The organism is Lentzea sp. (assembly GCF_035525475.1).
Classification (GTDB): domain Bacteria; phylum Actinomycetota; class Actinomycetes; order Mycobacteriales; family Pseudonocardiaceae; genus Lentzea.
In genome coordinates this window covers 24,190-42,479 of record NZ_DATLEC010000258.1, presented here as the reverse complement: position 1 = coordinate 42,479, position 18,290 = coordinate 24,190, and the positions used below count along the sequence as shown (strand labels likewise).

Annotated in this window: 14 protein-coding genes, 1 tRNA gene and 1 pseudogene; 5 read left to right on the top strand and 11 right to left on the bottom strand. The window is 70.3% G+C overall.

What is annotated here, in order from left to right:
- A pseudogene (locus VM306_RS39310) lies at nucleotides 1–488 on the top strand (ABC transporter ATP-binding protein); the annotation flags it as partial.
- Nucleotides 489–504: 16 nt separating this feature from the next.
- Here the strand turns inward: VM306_RS39310 and VM306_RS39305 are convergent.
- Nucleotides 505–1,797: a DivIVA domain-containing protein gene (locus VM306_RS39305; protein WP_325524282.1), complete on the bottom strand. Its 1,293-nt coding sequence runs from the start codon at nucleotides 1,795–1,797 to the stop codon at nucleotides 505–507.
- Between the two features lie 100 nt (nucleotides 1,798–1,897).
- On the opposite strand from VM306_RS39305, the gene VM306_RS39300 reads away from it, so the two are divergent.
- The gene (locus tag VM306_RS39300) at nucleotides 1,898–3,511 is read left to right on the top strand and encodes a fatty acyl-AMP ligase (protein ID WP_325524280.1); all 1,614 of its coding nucleotides are present in this window, start codon (nucleotides 1,898–1,900) and stop codon (nucleotides 3,509–3,511) included.
- A gap of 17 nt (nucleotides 3,512–3,528) precedes the next feature.
- Here the strand turns inward: VM306_RS39300 and pth are convergent, their stop codons facing one another.
- The 8 genes from pth to VM306_RS39260 form a co-directional block, all read right to left on the bottom strand.
- Entirely contained in the window at nucleotides 3,529–4,092 is a 564-nt protein-coding gene (pth, locus tag VM306_RS39295; protein WP_325524278.1) for an aminoacyl-tRNA hydrolase, read from the bottom strand.
- The gene (locus VM306_RS39290) at nucleotides 4,082–4,588 is read right to left on the bottom strand and encodes a DivIVA domain-containing protein (protein ID WP_325524275.1); all 507 of its coding nucleotides are present in this window, start codon (nucleotides 4,586–4,588) and stop codon (nucleotides 4,082–4,084) included. The genes pth and VM306_RS39290 overlap by 11 nt, the downstream gene beginning before the upstream one ends.
- A 62-nt stretch (nucleotides 4,589–4,650) precedes the next feature.
- Entirely contained in the window at nucleotides 4,651–5,256 is a 606-nt protein-coding gene (locus tag VM306_RS39285; protein WP_325524273.1) for a 50S ribosomal protein L25/general stress protein Ctc, read from the bottom strand.
- Nucleotides 5,257–5,843: 587 nt separating this feature from the next.
- Nucleotides 5,844–6,815, bottom strand: a complete 972-nt coding sequence (locus VM306_RS39280; RefSeq protein WP_325524288.1) for a ribose-phosphate diphosphokinase — start codon at nucleotides 6,813–6,815, stop codon at nucleotides 5,844–5,846.
- A gap of 14 nt (nucleotides 6,816–6,829) precedes the next feature.
- Nucleotides 6,830–8,302 carry a bifunctional UDP-N-acetylglucosamine diphosphorylase/glucosamine-1-phosphate N-acetyltransferase GlmU gene (gene glmU, locus VM306_RS39275; RefSeq protein WP_325524271.1) on the bottom strand — a complete coding sequence of 491 codons (1,473 nt, stop codon included), beginning with the start codon at nucleotides 8,300–8,302 and terminating at the stop codon, nucleotides 6,830–6,832.
- Nucleotides 8,303–8,349: 47 nt separating this feature from the next.
- Nucleotides 8,350–10,044: a GGDEF domain-containing protein gene (locus VM306_RS39270; RefSeq protein WP_325524269.1), complete on the bottom strand. Its 1,695-nt coding sequence runs from the start codon at nucleotides 10,042–10,044 to the stop codon at nucleotides 8,350–8,352.
- Between the two features lie 26 nt (nucleotides 10,045–10,070).
- Nucleotides 10,071–10,141, bottom strand: a tRNA-Gln gene (locus tag VM306_RS39265).
- Nucleotides 10,142–10,223: 82 nt separating this feature from the next.
- Nucleotides 10,224–11,372, bottom strand: coding sequence for an alpha/beta hydrolase family protein (locus VM306_RS39260; protein ID WP_325524267.1), 1,149 nt, complete (start codon nucleotides 11,370–11,372; stop codon nucleotides 10,224–10,226).
- A gap of 84 nt (nucleotides 11,373–11,456) precedes the next feature.
- On the opposite strand from VM306_RS39260, the gene VM306_RS39255 reads away from it, so the two are divergent.
- The gene (locus VM306_RS39255; protein ID WP_325524286.1) at nucleotides 11,457–12,056 is read left to right on the top strand and encodes a TetR/AcrR family transcriptional regulator; all 600 of its coding nucleotides are present in this window, start codon (nucleotides 11,457–11,459) and stop codon (nucleotides 12,054–12,056) included.
- Between the two features lie 82 nt (nucleotides 12,057–12,138).
- On the opposite strand, the gene VM306_RS39250 is transcribed toward VM306_RS39255, so the two are convergent.
- Nucleotides 12,139–13,248 (bottom strand): PQQ-dependent sugar dehydrogenase, encoded by a 1,110-nt coding sequence (locus tag VM306_RS39250; protein ID WP_325524265.1) that lies wholly within the window; start codon nucleotides 13,246–13,248, stop codon nucleotides 12,139–12,141.
- Between the two features lie 7 nt (nucleotides 13,249–13,255).
- Nucleotides 13,256–13,783, bottom strand: coding sequence for a DUF4291 domain-containing protein (locus VM306_RS39245; protein ID WP_325524263.1), 528 nt, complete (start codon nucleotides 13,781–13,783; stop codon nucleotides 13,256–13,258).
- A gap of 87 nt (nucleotides 13,784–13,870) precedes the next feature.
- On the opposite strand from VM306_RS39245, the gene VM306_RS39240 reads away from it, so the two are divergent.
- Together VM306_RS39240 and mfd are read left to right on the top strand one after the other, a co-directional pair.
- Complete coding sequence (locus VM306_RS39240; RefSeq protein ID WP_325524261.1) at nucleotides 13,871–14,611, top strand: maleylpyruvate isomerase family mycothiol-dependent enzyme; 741 nt, start codon at nucleotides 13,871–13,873, stop codon at nucleotides 14,609–14,611.
- A 118-nt stretch (nucleotides 14,612–14,729) separates the two neighbouring features.
- Nucleotides 14,730–18,284, top strand: a complete 3,555-nt coding sequence (gene mfd, locus VM306_RS39235) for a transcription-repair coupling factor (protein ID WP_325524259.1) — start codon at nucleotides 14,730–14,732, stop codon at nucleotides 18,282–18,284.
- The last annotated feature ends 6 nt before the right edge of the window (nucleotides 18,285–18,290 follow it).

Sequence of the window (18,290 nt, the reverse complement as noted above, 5' to 3'; positions counted from 1 at the left end):
TGCTGCTCGACGAGCCGACGAACGACCTGGACATCGACACGTTGCAGCAGCTGGAAGACCTGCTCGACTCGTGGGCGGGCACGCTCGTCGTGATCTCCCACGACCGCTACCTCGTCGAGCGCGTCTGCGAGAAGGTCGTGGCGCTCTTCGGCGACGGCGGCCTGACCGACCTGCCCGGCGGCATCGACGAGTACCTCCAGCGCCGCGACTCGCTGCGCGACAGGGAGAGCACCACCACCGCGCCGGCCGCGGACAAGGCGCCGTCGAACGCCGCCGACCAGCGCGCCGCCCGCAAGGAGCTGGCACGGCTGGAACGGCGCCTCGAGGTGCTGCACAAGAAGGAAGCCGAGCTGCACGCCGCGCTCGCGGAGGCCGCGACCGACTCCGCCAGGCTGCTGAAGCTCGACGCCGAGCTCCGCGCCGTGCTGGCGGAGGAGTCCGACGTCGAGGCCGCCTGGATGGCCGCGGCGGAGGCCGTGGAGGGCTGAGGCCTGGTGAGAGGGGCTACTTGCCCCGGCGGCGGAGCTCGTTCGCCAGCTGGGGCAGCAGCTCGTCGATGAACGACGTGTCGTAGCCCTGGCCGGAGAGCAGGGCGTAGCTGAACCGCGCCTTCATGACCTCCTCCGAGGTCGCCCCCAGCATGCCGTCGAGCGCGACGCCGATCTCCTCCAGCATCCGGTCGACCTGCGCGGTGCGGTAGCCGCGCTGCCCGGCCGCCGCCTGCGGGATCCGCAGCTGCCGGAGGTCCTTCCACGACTTGACCGCGGGCATGCTGCGCATCGGTCCGGAGAGCTGCTGCTCGATCTGGCCGAGGAACGCGTCCACCTCGGTCTCGTCGTACCCGCGCCGTCCGATGAGCGGACGGGAGAACCGGATGTCGCGGACGTCCTTGCCGGTCAGGTTGTCCTGGCCGAGGAGGGTTGCCTCGATGCGGTCGAGGAACGCGTCCACCTGGGACTCCTGGTAGCCGCGGCGGCCGCGGGGAGGGCGGTGGAACGCGACGTTGCGGATGTCCGCGGCTGTGAGCTTCGGTGAGTCGACGGACGCCGGCGCCGCGGGTCGCTGCACGGGAGGCTGCTGCTGGGGGCGCTGCGGCGGTTGTGGACGCCTTTGCTGGGGTCGCTGCTGCTGTTGCGGCAGCTGGGTCGTCACGGGAGGCGCCTTGGGCGGCGGAGGCGCGGTCTCGAACATGAGGACCACGAGGTCGAGGAACGTGTCGACGTCCTCCTGGTCGTACCCGAACGTCCCCGGCGCCGACTCGCCGAACACCGCGTCCTGGACCTGTTGCGCGGTCAGGTTGTCCCTGCCGCGCAGGGTGGCCTCGATGCGGTCGAGGAAGGCGTCGATCTGGCCTTCGTGGTAACCGCGGGTCCCCGGTCTGGGCTTGTGGAAGCGCACCGCGGCGACGTCGTCCGGCGACAACCGGACCGCGGGTCTCATCGCCTGCGACGTGGCGTGCGCACCCTGCGCGGGAGCCGAGGCCTGCTGGCGTTGCGGAGTGGACCGCAGCGTGTCGGCGACGAGCTCCATGAAGACGTTGACCTCGTTGACGTCGTAACCGGGGTCGCGGGTCGCCGTGCTGAACCTGACGTTCAGCACGTCCTCGCGCGTCAGGGCGTCCCTGCTGCGCATCGTGTTCTCGACACGGTCGAGAAAGGAGTCCACCTCGGTCGCGTCGTACCCGCGCTGACCCCTGGGGGGCCGGTGGAACGCGACGAGCGCCACGTCCTGAGCGGAGAGCAGAGGTGCCGGATGCGCGGGCAGACGATGCTGCGCTCCGGGGCCGCCCCGATCCACCAATGACCTCCTCCTGCGTACCTGTACTGGGGAGTATCGCGTTTCGCGTGGCATAACGTTTCGCCCTGATGGACCAAACGGCGCCACTACGATCGCGAACATGAGTCAGTTCGTGGATGTGATGCTGGCAACGGCCTCCAGCGGCGGGGACAGGGGCATGACGACGGGTGAGCCCGCCGAACCCGTCCGCCGGACCTGGGCCGAGGTGCACGAACGCGCCCGGCGGATGGCTGGTGCGCTCGACGTGGCGCCGGGCACCGCGATCGCGGTGCTCGCCGCCGAACCAGCCGTGATCGCCCCAGCCGTGCAGGCCGCATGGCTGTGCGGAGGCAGCGTCACGATGTTGCATCAACCCACACCGCGCACCGACCTGGCCGAGTGGGCCGAGGACACGCTGCGGGTGCTCGCCATGATCGACTCGCGTCTCGTCCTGCTCGGCAGCCCGTTCGACGCCCTGGCTCCCGTGCTGGACCAGCACGGGATCCCCTACCGCAAGTTGTCCGAGCTGGACGCGGAGCCGATCGCTGCTCCTGTTCCCACCCCCGAGGATGCCACGGCCCTGCTGCAGTTGACGAGCGGGTCGACCGCGGATCCGAAGGCGGTGCGCATCACACACCGCAATCTGATGGCCAACGCGGAGGGAATGCGGATCGCGGCGGCGCTGGACCCGTCCTCCGACGTGATGGTGTCCTGGCTGCCGTTGTTCCACGACATGGGGATGGTCGGGTTCCTGACCGTCCCGATGCTGTTCGGACTGGAACTGGTGAAGGTCACCCCGGTCGACTTCCTGTCGCGCCCGACCCTGTGGGCCGACCTGATCACGCGGCACAAGGGCACGATCACCGCCGCGCCGAACTTCGCCTACGCGATCGTGGCCCGCCGGCTGGCCTCCTCGTCCGACTCGTTCGACCTGTCTTCCCTCCGGCTCGCCCTGAACGGCGCCGAGCCGATCGATCCGGCCGCCGTGGAATCGTTCGTCTCGGCAGGGGCCCGTTTCGGATTGCGGCCCGAGTCCATTCTGGCCGCGTACGGGATGGCGGAGACCACGCTGGGTGTGGCTTTCGCGCCTCTGTTCACCGGACTTTCGGTGGACGTGGTGGACGCCGACGCCGTCGAGGCCGACCGTCGTGCCGTGCCCGCCGCCGAGGGGCGTGCCTTCCCGTTGCTCGGGCCGCCGTTGCCGGGGCTGGAGCTGCGGGTGGTGTCCGGCTCCGGTGAGGTCCTGGGCGTCCGGGACGTCGGTGAGCTGCAGATCCGGGGCGAGGCCGTGACTCCGGGGTACCTCACCGTGGACGGTCCGCTGGCCACTCAGGACGCTGAGGGGTGGCTGTCCACTGGGGACGTCGGGTACGTGGTGGAGGACGGTCAGGTCGTCGTCTGCGGGCGGCGCAAGGACGTCATCATCATGGGCGGGCGGAACATCTACCCGACCGATGTGGAGCGTGCCGCCTGCTCGGTCGAGGGTGTCCGGGCCGGCAACGCCGTCGCGGTGCGGTTGGACGCCGGAACGCAGCGCGAGCGGTTCGCCGTGGTCGTCGAGTCGAAGCTCGCCGGGGACGCGGACGCGGAGAAGGACCTGGTCAAGCAGGTCACCGCCCGTGTCGTCGACGCGGTCGGGCTGCGGCCGTTCGCCGTCGTGGTGCAGCCGCCGGGGACGTTGCCGAAGACCCCGTCCGGGAAGCTCCGCCGATCGGCGGCGGCCGCCCTGGTCTAGGCCCAGTCCGGCAGGGCCTAGTGGAAGGCGTTCTGCGCGGCCTCGAGGCCCTTGGTGACGAGGGCCTCGGTCGCGTCCGCCGCCCTGTCGACCTCCAGCGCGAGCTGCTTGCGTTCGACGGTGGAGAAGTCCTTCAGGACGTAGTCCGCGGGGTCCTGGCGGCCCGGCGGGCGGTCCACCCCGAAGCGGACGCGGTGGTAGTCCTTGGTGCCCAGCGACTTGGTGATCGAGCGGAGTCCGTTGTGGCCGTTGTCGCCGCCGCCGAGCTTCATGCGGATGGCGGCGAACGGCAGGTCCAGCTCGTCGTGGACCACGACGATGGTGGTCGGCTTGAAGAACTTCACGGCGCTCGCGACGGGGCCGCCGGAGAGGTTCATGAAGCTGCGCGGCTTGGCGAGCACGACGCGGTGACCGGACAGGCGGCCCTCGACGATCTCGGCACCCGACCTGTGGGCCTTGAACTTGCCGTTCATGCGCGCGGCCAGCTCGTCGAGAACCAGGAAACCGATGTTGTGGCGGTTGCCCTCGTACTTCGGACCAGGGTTGCCGAGGCCCACGACGAGGGCGAGGTCAGCGTCCACGGAACCGCAACTCCTGCTCGAGATCGTCCAGCAACGTGTCGACGGCCTGCACCTGGTACCCCTTGCCCAGCAGACCGGACGTGGTGCTGAACCGGGTGTTGCGGACCTCGGTGGAGGTCATCGCGCCCCGGCCGTCCAGGTTGGCCCCGGCGCGGAGGATGAAGGCGTCGACTTCGGCGCGATCGTAGCCGGTGCCGGACTTCGGCAGCTTGCGCGCGCGCAGGTCCTCGCCGGTGTTCAGGCCCGTGGGCGGCACGATGCCGTTGCGGAGCTGGAACTCCAGCAGGTGCAGGACGCCGTCGACGCTCAGCGGGTCGTAGCCGTTGGGGACCGCGGCGAACCGGACGGTGCGCACGTGGTCGGGGTTCAGGCGGATCCGGCCGGCCAGCGCGTCGGCGATGATCAGCAGGAACTCGTTCACCTGGCCGGGGTCGTAGCCCTGGCGCTTGCGGCGGAACGTCTTCGACCTGACATCGGTCGGGCTCAGGTACCGCAACGGCGCGCCTCCCCCCTCGTGAGGGGGTGGCGCGCCGTCTGTGCGGCCCGACGTGATGGGGCTCAGCTTTCCTCGGTGGCCTCAGACGCCTCGGCGCCCGTGTCGTCACCCTCGAGCTGCGCCGCGGACGGCGCCTCGTTGACGGCGACGACGAGAGCGTCGGCGTCGGTGATCAGGACGGCACCGTCCGGCAGGGTCAGGTCGCTGGCGTGGATCTGCGTGCCGGCGGCGACACCGGCGATCGACAGCTCGATCTGGTCCGGGATGTTCATCGCGTCGGACTCGATCTGGATCGTGCTGAGGTCCTGCGTCAGCAGCGTGCCCGACGCGGGCTCGCCGGAGATGACCAGCGGTACCTCGACGGTGACCTTCTCGCCCCGCTGGACGAGGAGGAGGTCGACGTGCTCGATGTAGTTCTTGATGGGGTGCGTGGTGACGGTCTTGGTGAGCGCCAGCTCGTTCCCGCCTTCGAAGGCGAGGGTGAGGACGGCGTTCTGGCCGTGCTCACGGACAACACGGGCGAACTCGAGCGCCGGCAGAGCCAGGTGCTTCGGGTCGGAACCGTGGCCGTAGAGCACCGCGGGGATCTTGCCGGCGCGACGGGTACGGCGGGCTGCGCCCTTGCCGAATTCAGTGCGCTGCTCAGCGGCGAGACGGACCTCGGACACGGTGGGGTACTCCTTACAAGTCTGGCCTTGTACGTCGGGGCGGTGCACAAGTACTCAGCGTTGGGTGGTGGCCAGCGGCGGCGAGCAGCGCGGAAACGGGTCAACACGCGCGGCATCAAGCCACCGCGTCGATCACGCCGAGCTGGGGAGCTCGCCCTCGCCGAGGCAACCCGACCAGTGTAGGTGAGTGGGCATCGGGGAGGCCAATCGGGGGTGGCTGAGTGGGTTTTGGGTGGTGGGTGGGGGTGTTCGGCTTGGGGTGGGCGCGAGTTGGTGGGTGGTCGTTTTGCGTGGCGCGACCGGGTGGGTGGTTGTTTTGCGTTGGGCCGTGCCTGTTGCGTGCTTCCCCAGGGGCTCTGCCCCCGGACCCCCGGCAATCTGATCGGGGGACCGCGCCGCTCGTGGGTTGATGGCACGCCTGTTTCGTCGGGCGGCTTGCGGTTTCGTAGGTGGTTGCGTTGCGGTGGGGTCCCCGTCACAAGTCGCACCAGAAGCGGGCCACATGCAGCAGGAGCTGTGGCGCGACTCGTGACGGGGACCCCACCGCTGGAGCTTCGCTTCGCGCGGCGCCTCGGCTCTTGTTGTTGTCAGGCGTTGCCGTCGAACAGTGACGTCACCGAGCCGTCCTCGAACACTTCCTGGATCACTCGGGCCAGCAGTGGTGCGATGGACAGGACCGTCATGTTCGGGAAGCGCTTCTCCGCCGGGATCGGGAGCGTGTCGGTGAACACGACCTCGCGGGCGCCTGACTCCTGAAGGCGTTTGGTGGCCGGGCCGGAGAGGATGCCGTGCGTCGCCGCGATGACCACGTCGGAGGCGCCTTCGCTCAGCAGCTGCTTCACCGCTCCTGCGATCGTGCCGCCGGTGTCGACCATGTCGTCGATCACGATGCAGAGGCGGCCCTCCACCTTGCCCACCACTCGGTTCGAGACCACCTCGTTGGGGCGGAGGGGGTCCCTCGTCTTGTGGATGAAGGCGATCGGGGTGCCGCCCAGGGTGTCCGCCCACTTCTCGGCCAGCTTGGTGCGGCCCGAGTCGGGGGAGACGACTGTGATCTCGTGGCCCGCGTACTTGCCCCGGATGTGGTCCGCCAGCAGGGGCATGGCCCACAGGTGGTCCACCGGGCCGTCGAAGAAGCCCTGGATCTGGGCCGTGTGGAGGTCGACCGAGACGAGGCGGTCGGCGCCTGCCGTCTTGAAGAGGTCGGCTACCAGCCTGGCCGAGATGGGTTCGCGGCCTCGGTGCTTCTTGTCCTGGCGGCTGTACGGGTAGAACGGCATGATCACGGTGATGCGCTTGGCCGAGGCTCGCTTCAGGGCGTCGACCATGATCAGCTGTTCCATCAGCCACTGGTTGATGGGGCTGGTGTGGGACTGGATGACGAAGGCGTCGCAGCCTCGCACCGACTCCTCGAAGCGGACGAAGATCTCGCCGTTCGCGAAGTCGTAGGCCTGCTGCGGGGTCACCGTGACGTTGAGGTGCTTCGAGACCTCTTCTGTCAGCTCCGGGTAGGCACGCCCGCCGAAGAGCATCAGGCTCTTCTTCGGTGTGCCGGGCATCTGCGGGTTCACGGTCAGCGACCCTCCTCTGTCTTCTCGTCCGCATTCTGCTTCGCGAGGGCTGCTGCCGCCGCCTGGGCCGCGGCGGTGCCCTCACGGCGGTTCAGGACCCAGCCCTCGAGGTTTCGCTGCGGGCCGCCGGACACGGCCAGCGCTCCCGGTGGGACGTCGCGGCGCAGGACGGTTCCCGCGCCGGTGTAGGCGCCGTCGCCCACCGTCACCGGTGCTACGAACATGTTGTCCGAGCCGGTGCGGCAGTGGGAACCGACGATCGTGCGGTGCTTGTTCACGCCGTCGTAGTTGACGGTCACCGAGGCGGCGCCGATGTTGCTGTGGTCGCCGATCGTGGCGTCGCCGATGTAGGACAGGTGGGGGACCTTCGAGCCCTCGCCGATCGTCGAGTTCTTCGTCTCGACGAACGTGCCGATCTTGCCCTTCACGCCCAGGGACGTGCCGGGGCGCAGGTAGGCGAACGGGCCGACGGAGGCGTTGTCGCCGATCACCGAGTCGCTGCCGTGGGTCCGCACGACCGACGCGCCCTCACCGACCGTCACGCCCGACAGGGTCGTGTCCGGGCCGACGGTGGCGCGGGCGCCGATCACCGTGCCCGCGCGGAGCTGCACGTTCGGCTCGACCAGGGCGTCCTGGCCGATCCGCACGTCCGCGTCGACCCACGCCGACGACGGGTCGACGAACGTGACGCCGGCGCGCAGGTGGCCCTCGACGATGCGGCGGTTCATCTCGGCGCCGACGGCCGCGAGCTGCACCCGGTCGTTGATGCCCTCGACCAGCCAGCGGTCGGACGCGATCAGCGCGCCGACGCGCAGGCCGTCGCCGCGGGCGATGCCCAGGACGTCGGTCAGGTAGAGCTCGCCCTGCGCGTTGTCGGTGGACAGCCGCGACAGGCCGTCGCGCAGCACCGCCGCGTCGAAGGCGTAGACGCCGGAGTTGATCTCGTTGATCGCCTGCTCGGCGGAGGAGGCGTCCTTCTGCTCCACGATCCGCTGCACGGAGCCGTCGGAGTCGCGGACGATCCGGCCGTACCCGGTGGGGTTCTCCACCACGGCCGTCAGGACGGTCACGGCGTTGCCCGCGGCCGAGTGCTCCGCGAGCAGTGCCCGGAACGTCCTGGTGTCGAGCAGCGGCACGTCGCCGTAGCTCACGATCACGGTGCCGCCCAGGTCGTGCGGCAGCTCGGCCAGGCCGCACGAGACCGCGTGCCCGGTGCCCTTCTGCTCGGCCTGCACCGCGACGGTGACCTTGCGGCCCAGCGTCCCGGCGAGGGTCTCCAGATGCTCAGTGACGGCTTCACGGCCGTGGCCGACGACGACGGCCAGGTGGTCGGGGTCTGTGCCGGCAGCCGCACGCACCGCGTGTTCGACGAGTGAGCGTCCGGCGATCCGGTGCAGCACCTTGGGCGTGGACGACCGCATGCGGGTGCCTTCCCCGGCGGCGAGCACGACCGTGCTGACAGGGCCCTCGAGCATCAATGCTCTCCCTAACAGGCTGGGTGGTTCGAAGTCCGCGGACCAGCCTAAGCCTCCGGGGACGGCTCTCCGGCCACAGCCGCAACCTGGCAGCCACCCTGGCGCTTCGCCACGTACATCGCGGAGTCAGCCCTCGACAGGGCCTGGTTCGCGGATTCGCGGGGGCGCAGCGAGATGACGCCGACCGACAGCGTCACCCCGCGGGAGAGGTCGATTGGCAGGCCTGCCACGGCATCCACGGCCCTGCCCAGTGCCGCTTCGGCGGCGTGCAGGGGGGCGCCCGGCAGCAGCACGACGAACTCGTCGCCGCCGTAGCGGGCCACCATGTCGTCACCCCGCAGGGCCTGCCGGAGTGTGCTGGCAATCACCCGGAGGACGTCGTCACCGTCGGCGTGTGAATGCCGGTCGTTCACGCCCTTGAAGCCGTCGAGGTCGACCAGGGCGATCGAGAACGGGTCGACCTGGCCGGCGATGAGCTCGGCCATCTTGTCGTCGAGGGCACGGCGGTTCGGCAGGCCGGTCAACGGGTCTTGCAACGCCTGCTGCGCTATCGCGCCGTGCGCGCGCGTCAGCCGTTCGTGCTCACGGCGCGTCTGCAACGTGGCCACGCGGGACTCCCGCATCTGCCACAGCTCCAGCTCCAGCGCCGCGTTGTACGCCTGCAGCGCGGACGTCGTGTGCGGGCCGCAGAGGTGCGCGTACTCGCGCTCCAGCGACAGCACCAGCGACGGTTCCGACGTGTCGTGCTCCATCTGCGTGCGCGTGTCGCCGAGGACCTTGAGCGCGTCGTCGAGCCGGTTCGCCTCGACTAAGCACCGGGCCAGCGCGATCGCGACGATGATCAGCTCTCGCGCGTACATCGACAGGCCGCGCAACGACCACAGCCGGTCGAGGTGGTCCTCGGCCGGGTTCGTCAGCGCGTGGGCGGCGCCGAGGATCGGCACCTGCTCGGCGGCGTCGAGGTCGCGCCGGCCGGGGTGCAGCGACTGCCGGAACGGCACCTCCGCGGCCTCGGCGAGCCCGGAGGCCACCCGGAACTGCTCGGCCGCCGCGTCGTGCAGGTTCACCCGTTCGAGTCGCAGGCCCCAGCCGATCCGCAGCCGGGCCCTGTTCACCAGGTGCACGTAGATCTGGTGCGGCTGGCCGCTCTCGCGCAACGCGTTGTTGGCGCCCGCCAGCACGTCGTCGGCCATCTCGTAGACGCCCAGCTGGGTCAGCACGAGCGCGATGTCCTGCAGCGTCGTGGCCAGCAGCTGGTCCCACGTCCGCTTGTCGAAGACCGGGTCGACCTCGGGTTCCTCGTCGAGCATCATCGCGAGCGCCGACGCGATCTCGGTCAGCGCCTTGTCCTCGGCGTTGCCCAGCAGGAACCGGCGTCCGCGCAACGCCCGCGCGTCCGCCTCCAGCACGATCAGGCCGTGGCGGCGGGTGTGGGCGAGCATCTCGTCGAGCTGCGGGTCGGACATGTCGACGAGTCCCGGGGTGACCAGCCGGACCACGGCGGCGGCCCTGAGCAGCTGCGCGACGATGCGGGGCTCACCGCGGCCCTGCGCCTCCGCGAGGATGTGGTCGATCTCGGAGGCCGCGTCCAGCTGTGCTGCGAGGTGGCTGCTCTGGGCGACGGCGACGAGTTCGCTCGCGCGGCCCACCAGCCACGCGTCGGACATCTCGTGGTGGCGGTGGCGCACGTTGCCCTGCTCGTCGACCGTTTCCTCGGGCAGCTCCGCACCTCCCAAAGACACCTCGACCCTGTGCTTCCAGGGCCCTGCTCCGCCACCAGGATTCGAACCTGGACCATCGGAACCAAAATCCGAGGTGCTGCCTTTACACCATGGCGGACCGGGCGGGCGCGCGCCCGTCCTGCGCACATGTTGTCATGAGACCTCCCGCCGTTGTCCAACCGCCACTCGTCCGGCTCAGGTCATGATCGCGTTTTCACGCCGATCGAGCTGGTCAGGAACTCGCTCAGGGCGGCCTGGTACGTGTCCGTCGCCACATTCCAGCCCGACGTGTGGTCGGCGCCGGGGATCTCGACGTACCGCAGGGGCCACCCGAGACCGCTCGCGGCGGCCGCCAGGTCGCGCGACGACTGGGCGGGCACGGTGCCGTCCGCGGAACCGTGGAGGATCAGCGTCGGGGGCCTGAGCGCCGGTGGGTTGCGGACGAGGTCGAACCGGTCGAAGTCGAGGTCGGCGCGCCAGCCGGACACGACCTCGGCGACGGGCGTGAGCCACGTCGGCACGCCGCGGTTCTGGGCCTGGAGGTTCAGCGTCCGCGTCCAGTTCGTGACGGGGGAGTCGAGCACGACACCGCTCACGGCCGCCGCGATGCCCGACCGTGCCAGCGTCTGGCCGACGATCGCGCCGCCCATCGACCAGCCGTAGAGCACGACCTTCCGCGCACCCCGCGACTGCGCGTACCTGATCGCGGCCTCGACGTCGCGCCACTCGGTGTCGCCGAGGTGGTAGAGCCCGTCGGGCGATCGGGGCGCGCCGGCGTCGTTGCGGTAGGTGATCAGCAGGACGGGCAGTCCGGCGGTGTGCAACTGCGGAACGACCCGCAACGCCTCTTCCCGCGACGCGCCCCGCCCGTGCACGGTGATGACCCACGTGTCCTGGTTCGCCGCCGGCACGAGCCAGGCGGGCATCTCGCCGAGCTCGGAGGGCACCCGGACCTCGCTGTAGACCAGACCCAGCGTGGTCTTGGGGTCGCCGTCGTGGACGTCGGTCTCGATGCGCACCTTGGTGCCCTCGGGCGGTGCGGTGCCGTCGAGCAGAGGACGTTCGACGCGGCCGTTCTCGTTCGCGGCGACGTCGCCGACCTTCGCGGCGCCACCGGGCCAGACGACGCCGAACGTGCCGCGCAACGTCGTGAGCTTCGACTCGGCGAGGACGAGGTTCTTCTCGTCCATGCCGAGCGCGGTCTCCGGGTAGCGCTGCGGCTGAGCCTCCGCCGGCTTGAGCAGCTCGTTGCTGTAGTACCAGCCGACACCACCCAGCGCCGCCGTGACCAGCACGAGCAGGACGAGCACCGAGGTCGCGGCGATACGGATGATCTTGCGTCTGGCCATGTGTCGATGATGCCCGGTCGGCGTCCGGCCAGGGCCGGCGCCGGGCGGTGGTCTTTGTAGGCTGGCTCGGTGGCCAGGGTCAGGATGACGGGCAAGGAGCGGCGGGAGCAGCTCCTGGACGTCTCCCGCGCCCTGTTCGCCGAGAAGGGCTTCGAGGCGACCTCGATCGAGGAGATCGCCCACCGCGCGAGCGTGTCCAAGCCCGTCGTCTACGAGCACTTCGGCGGCAAGGAAGGCATCTACGCCGTCGTCGTCGACCGCGAGATGCGGCGCCTGATGAACCAGATCGCGGAGGCGCTCGACGGCGGCTCGCACCCGCGTGAGCTGCTCGAACGGGCCGCGTGCGCGTTGCTCGGCTACATCGAGGGCTCGACCGACGGCTTCCGCATCCTGGTGCGGGACTCGCCCGTCGCCTCGTCCTCCGGCACGTTCTCCTCGCTGCTGAACGACATCGCCTCGCAGGTCGAGCACATCCTCGGCCAGCACTTCGCGCGCAGGGGCTACGACCGCAAGCTCGCCCCGCTGTACGCGCAGGCGCTGGTCGGCATGGTCGCGCTGACCGGCCAGTGGTGGCTGGAGGCGCGCAGGCCGAAGAAGGACGAGGTCGCAGCCCACCTGGTGAACCTGGCGTGGAACGGCCTCTCGGCGATGGACCACAAGCCGAAGCTGCGCAGCCGTTGGTGAAACGGTTCGAGTCCTCCCGAACGATGTCCTCAGAGCATGGCGCCGTCGCGCCGTTCGTCGAGGGGTCGAGCGGCACGGCGGCCTACACGTCTCCGGTGAGCCTCAGCAGCTTGTCGTTCGAGCCGTTCGACGTCGTGATGTAGAGCGACCCGTCGGGTGCGGTCCTGGCGGCGCGCAGGCGGCCGTACCTGTCGTTGAGCTCGTCCGGGATGCTGACGTTCTGCACCTTGCCCGCCTGGTCGAGCGTGAACAGCAGCAGCTTCGCGCCCTTGAGCGCCGTGATGGCGAGCTTGCCGTTCCAGAACGCCGCCTGGCAGATCGCCTCGGTGGGGGAGCCGGAGGACCACACCGCCGGCACCGCGTCCGGGAACCGCTGAAGGTCGGTCATCGGCACGCTCTCGTCGTACCCGCCCCGCGTGCCACCCTCGGAGGGGTCCCAGCCGTAGTTGGCACCCGCCTCGAGCAGGTTGACCTCGTCGTCCACCGAAGGCCCGTGCTCGCTGGAGAAGGCCTGCCCGGAGTCCGGCCGGAACACGACGCCCTGCACGTTGCGGTGGCCGTAGGTGTAGATCCGGCGCTCGTTGGCGTTCGTCGAGCCGATGAACGGGTTGCCCGCCGCGCCCTCGCCGGTCTCGGCGTCGATCCGCAGCACCTTGCCGCCGAGGCTGGTGCGGTCCTGGGGGTTGCGGGCCTGCGCGATGTCACCGGTGGCGACGTACATCGACCCGTCCGGCGCGAGCGTGGGCCGGCACCCGGAGTGCCGCCCGCTCGAGTTCGACGGCATGCCGGTGAGCAGGTCCTTGGTCTTCGTGGCCTTGGTGCCGTCGAGCGTGAACGTCACCAGCCGCACGTCCCTGGTCGTGTTGTAGCAGACCGTGAAGCGCCGGTCGTCCGGGTGGACGACGAGCCCCATCAAGCCGCCCTCGCCACGTGCCTGCAGGTCGGTCAGGTCGATGTCGACCGGGGTGACCTGGCCGTTCCTGACCAGCTTGACCGCGCCGGGGCGTTCGGTGACGAGCATCGAGCCGTCCGGCAGGAAGCCCAGGTCCCAGGCGTGCTGGAACCCGCCGGCGACCTCCTCGACCTTCAGGCCCTGAGGTGCGGGGGCCTTCGACGGCGCGGTGCCGCCGGGTTCCGGCGCGGAGCAGGCCGTGAGGGCCAAGACCGAGACAGCAGCAACGAGTGCGCGCATGTCCCAACTATGCGTTTTGTGTCGTGGTGGTTGCGTAAGGCCGTTCGACGGGCAGCAGCGCACGCGCTCCGTCCAGGTCGTGTGCGAGCACCTTCTCGTGGACCTGCCTGGCCAGCGGTGTCACGTCGGTGATGCTGACCGTCCACTCGTGGACGTACCTCTCGACGGCCTCGCGGGTCAGGCCGATCTGGATCGACCGGTGCGGCAACGCCTCGTGGTGCAGGCCGCGTTCGGGGTCCCACTGCACGCGGACCTGCGGCTTGCCGCCGATGGTGCTCTCGACGGCGTTGGCGACCGCCCAGTCGAACCCCTCGCGCGTGATGCGGACGGCCAGAACGCGTTCCTGGCCTTCCTTCCGCGCGTATCCGCAGCGGTACATCATCCAGAGGAACGACGGCTTGATCCACGTCATCCGCTCCATCTTGAACGGCGGCACGAACCGTTGCACCGCCACGGCCGGATCTGCGATCACGGGTGAATAGGCCTGGTAGACCACGATGGACTGATCGTCGTAGTCAGCCCTGATCTCTCTCATCGACACACCGACAGGGTGACTGCCCGGCAGCGCGAGAGCCACCGATATTCGCTGTCCGCCCGCCATGCCCCGTGCTAGACACCGGCGGTGCAGAACGCTCTGGGCTTCCCCGACCTCCTCCGCCTCATCGACGAACGGTCGGCCGCCTTCCGCGCCGCCGTCGCCGCCGCACCCGACCTCGGCGCCAAGGTCCCGAGCTGCCCGGAGTGGACGCTCGCGGACCTCGCGCAGCACATCGGCGACGGCCGCAGGGCCTGGGCCGCCACCGTCGCCGCGGGTCCCGCGACCGCCAAGGCGGACGTCGGGGACGTCCCGATGCCCGAGCAGCGCGACGAGATCCTGGCCTGGCTGGAGGACGCGACGCGGGAGCTGGTGACCGCCCTCGACGAGGCCGGCCCCGACCGCGAGTGCTGGGCCTGGTGGACCGGCTCGCCGCACAACGCTCGCGCCGTCGCCCGCCACCAGCTCCAGCAGCTCGCGGTCCACACCTACGACGCCCAGCTCACCATCGGCGCCGAGGAACCGCTGCCGACGGACATCGCGCTCGACGGCGTCGACGAGTTCCTGCAGACCTGCGTGACGACGGCGTCTCCCTGGCCGCACGAGCCCGCGACCATCGGATACCACGCGGCGGAGGGCCGGAGCTGGTGGCTGCTGCTGGACGGGAACGGCGCGCGCACCGTCCAGGAGACCGACGCCACCGCGGAGGCCACCGCCACCGCCAGTGACCTGGTTCTCTTCATGTACGGCCGCCACGACCTGAGCGCGGTGGACGCCAGGGGCGACCACCGCGTGTTCGAGCGGATCATCGCGTGGGAGCCTGCTTGAGCCGCGCCGGAACCACCCGATGAGGATTCGCTCCACGAGCTAAGGTGGGGAGTGAGACCCCTCGTCCCAGGCAGGGGTCTGTCCGGCGTCGCAAAGCACTTGACCGGGGTTTCTCACTATGCCGCTGCTCGGCCTGCTCGATGGTGTCCTTCCCGACAAAGCACTCCGCACGTTGATCGACTCCGCCGGTGTGCCCGAGCTGGGGCTGGACGGCCCGCTCGCCGCCCGGCCGCTCGTCACCGCGGCGCTGTCCACGGTCAGGCCCGTCCTGGCCGTCACGGCGACCGGCAGAGAAGCCGAAGAGCTGACGAACGTCCTCAAGGACCTGATCGGCCAGGACGCGGTGGCCTTCTTCCCCAGCTGGGAGACGCTGCCGCACGAGCGCCTGAGCCCGCGCGCGGACACCGTGGGCGCGCGCCTGCAGGTCCTGCGCAGGCTCAAGCACCCCGAGGGCAACCCGATCAGGGTCCTCGTCACCACGGTCCGCAGCCTCATCCAGCCGATGGCGCCGGACCTGGGCGAGCTGCGGCCCGTGCACCTGAAGGTCGGCGAGGAGCAGGACTTCGCCGAGCTGGTCACGCGCCTGGCCGAGAACGCCTACACCCGCGTCGACATGGTCGAGAAGCGCGGCGAGTACGCGACGCGCGGCGGCATCCTCGACATCTTCCCGCCGACGGCGGAGCACCCGTTCCGCGTCGAGTTCTGGGGCGACGAGGTCAGCGAGATCCGGCCGTTCTCCGTGCAGGACCAGCGGTCGCTGCCCGAGGAGGTCGCGGAGTTCGTCGCGCCGCCGTGCCGTGAGCTGCTGCTGACCGAGGACGTGAAGCAGCGCGCCGCGAGCCTGGCCGAGGAGCACCAGTCCGACGCCCACCTCGCGGAGATGCTGGAGAAGATCTCCAACGGCATCGCGGTCGAGGGCATGGAGGCGCTGATCCCCGCGCTCTGCCCCGGCGAGCTGGAGCTGCTCACGGACGTGGTCCCCGCGGGCACGCACGTCCTGCTCAACGACCCCGAGAAGATCCGGGCCCGCGCCGCCGACCTGGTGCGCACGGGCCAGGAGTTCCTCGAGGCCTCGTGGATGGCGGCGGCGGGGGGCGGCAACGCGCCGATCGACCTCGGGCGCAGCGCCTACCAGGGTCTCGGCGAGATCGCGGACCACGCCAGGGCGAACGACCGTCCGTGGTGGACGCTCAGCCAGCTCACCACCGACGCGCCGGACGTCGTGCACCTCGACGTCAAGCCGGTCGAGGCCTACTCCGGCGACGTCGAGCGGGCGTTCGCGGACCTCAAGGCGCACACCGCGACCGGTGGCGCGGCCGTGCTCGTCGTACCCGGCGCCGGCACCGCGCAGCGCGCCTACGAACGCCTGCGGGAAGCCGAGGTCTCCGCCGTCTGCGTCGAGTCCCTCGACAAGGCGCCTAAGGCGAGCACCGTCACGGTCGTGCGCGGCTGCCTCGAGGACGGCTTCATCCTGCCGGACCTCGCGCTGGTGGTGCTCACCGAGACCGACCTGACCGGCGGTCGCGGCGGGACGTCCACCAAGGACATGCGCAAGATGCCGTCGAAGCGGCGCAACGCGGTGGACCCGCTGGCGCTCAAGGCGGGCGACTTCGTGGTGCACGAGCAGCACGGCATCGGCAAGTACGTGGAGATGGTCCAGCGCACGGTCGCGGGCGCCACCCGCGAGTACCTGGTCCTGGAGTACGCGAGCAGCAAGCGCGGCCAGCCCGGCGACCGGTTGTTCGTCCCCACCGACCAGCTCGACGAGGTCAGCCGGTACGTCGGCGGTGAGCTGCCGACGCTCAACAAGCTCGGCGGCAGCGACTGGAAGAACACGAAGTCCAAGGCGCGCAAGGCGGTCAAGCAGATCGCGGCCGAGCTGGTGCAGCTCTACGCCGCCCGCCAGTCCGCTCCCGGCCACGCCTTCGCCCCGGACACCCCCTGGCAGCGCGAGCTGGAGGACGCCTTCGCGTTCACCGAGACGCAGGACCAGATGGCCGCGATCGACGAGGTCAAGGCCGACATGGAACGCGGCGTCCCGATGGACCGCGTCATCTGCGGCGACGTCGGCTACGGCAAGACGGAGATCGCGGTCCGCGCGGCGTTCAAGGCCGTGCAGGACGGCAAGCAGGTCGCCGTGCTGGTGCCGACGACGCTGCTCGCGCAGCAGCACCTCAACACGTTCGCCGAGCGCATGCGCCAGTTCCCGGTGAACGTCAAGGGGCTCAGCCGCTTCACCGACCCCGCCGAGTCCGGGCAGGTGATCGCGGGGCTCGCCGACGGCGAGGTCGACATCGTCATCGGCACGCACCGGCTGTTGCAGAAGACCGTGCGGTACAAGGACCTCGGCCTCGTGATCGTCGACGAGGAGCAGCGGTTCGGCGTGGAGCACAAGGAGCACATCAAGGCGCTCCGCACGCACGTCGACGTGCTGACGATGTCCGCGACGCCGATCCCGCGCACGCTGGAGATGTCGCTCGCGGGCATCCGCGAGATGTCGACGATCCTGACCCCGCCGGAGGAACGGCACCCGATCCTCACCTACGTCGGCGCGTACGACGACAAGCAGGTCGGTGCCGCGATCCGCCGCGAGCTGCTGCGCGACGGCCAGGTCTTCTACGTGCACAACAGGGTCTCGACGATCGAGAAGGCCGCGAAGCGCATCCGCGAGCTGGTGCCGGAGGCCCGTGTCGTGACCGGGCACGGCCAGATGAACGAGGACAAGCTCGAGCACCTCATCCAGGGCTTCTGGGAACGCGACTACGACGTCCTCGTCTGCACCACGATCGTGGAGACGGGCCTGGACATCTCCAACGCCAACACGTTGATCGTCGAACGCGGCGACCTGCTCGGCCTGGCCCAGCTGCACCAGCTGCGCGGCCGCGTCGGCCGTGGCCGCGAACGCGGGTACGCGTACTTCCTGTACCCGCCGGAGACGCCGCTGACCGAGCACGCGCACGACAGGCTCGCGACGATCGCGCAGAACACGGAGCTCGGCGCGGGCATGGCCGTCGCGATGAAGGACCTGGAGATCCGCGGCGCCGGCAACATCCTCGGCGCCGAGCAGTCCGGTCACATCGCGGGCGTCGGCTTCGACCTCTACGTGCGGCTGGTCGGCGAGGCCGTCGAGGCGTTCCGCAAGCACGCCGGCGCCGACGGCGGGGAGGTCGAGGAGGAGCTCGCCGAGGTCCGCGTGGACCTGCCGGTCGACGCGCACATCCCGCACGAGTACGTGCCGGGCGAACGGCTTCGGCTGGAGGCCTACCGCAAGATCGCGGCCGCCGCGGACGAGGCGTCGCTCCAGTCCGTCTGGGACGAGCTCAAGGACCGCTACGGCACGCCGCCGGAGCCCGTCGAACGCCTGCTCGGCGTCGCCCGCCTGCGGCACACCTGCCGCCGCCACGGCGTCACCGAGGTCATCGCGATGGGCCAGAACGTGCGGTTCGCGAAGCTGGAGCTGCTCGACTCGCAGCTGGTCAGGTTGCGCCGGCTGTTCCCGAAGGCCCTCTACAAGCAGGCGGTGGGGACGGTCACCGTTCCTAGGCCGACGGAGGGAGCCGCGGGCGGCCGGATGGGTGCACCGCAGCTGCGTGATCAGCAGCTGCTGAACTGGTGCGGTGCGTTCCTCGACTCACTGGCGGGGACTCCCGTGACCCCGGTCACCACGGCGTGAGAGGGT

Excerpts from the sequence above, each read along its gene's own strand:
- VM306_RS39300 (WP_325524280.1), top strand. The coding sequence starts at position 1,898 with ATGAGTCAGTTCGTGGATGTGATGCTGGCAACGGCCTCCAGCGGCGGG.
- VM306_RS39280 (WP_325524288.1), bottom strand. The coding sequence starts at position 6,815 with ATGCCCGGCACACCGAAGAAGAGCCTGATGCTCTTCGGCGGGCGTGCC.
- glmU (WP_325524271.1), bottom strand. The coding sequence starts at position 8,302 with ATGCTCGAGGGCCCTGTCAGCACGGTCGTGCTCGCCGCCGGGGAAGGC.
- VM306_RS39260 (WP_325524267.1), bottom strand. The coding sequence starts at position 11,372 with ATGGCCAGACGCAAGATCATCCGTATCGCCGCGACCTCGGTGCTCGTC.
- VM306_RS39255 (WP_325524286.1), top strand. The coding sequence starts at position 11,457 with ATGACGGGCAAGGAGCGGCGGGAGCAGCTCCTGGACGTCTCCCGCGCC.
- VM306_RS39250 (WP_325524265.1), bottom strand. The coding sequence starts at position 13,248 with ATGCGCGCACTCGTTGCTGCTGTCTCGGTCTTGGCCCTCACGGCCTGC.
- VM306_RS39245 (WP_325524263.1), bottom strand. The coding sequence starts at position 13,783 with ATGAGAGAGATCAGGGCTGACTACGACGATCAGTCCATCGTGGTCTAC.
- mfd (WP_325524259.1), top strand. The coding sequence starts at position 14,730 with ATGCCGCTGCTCGGCCTGCTCGATGGTGTCCTTCCCGACAAAGCACTC.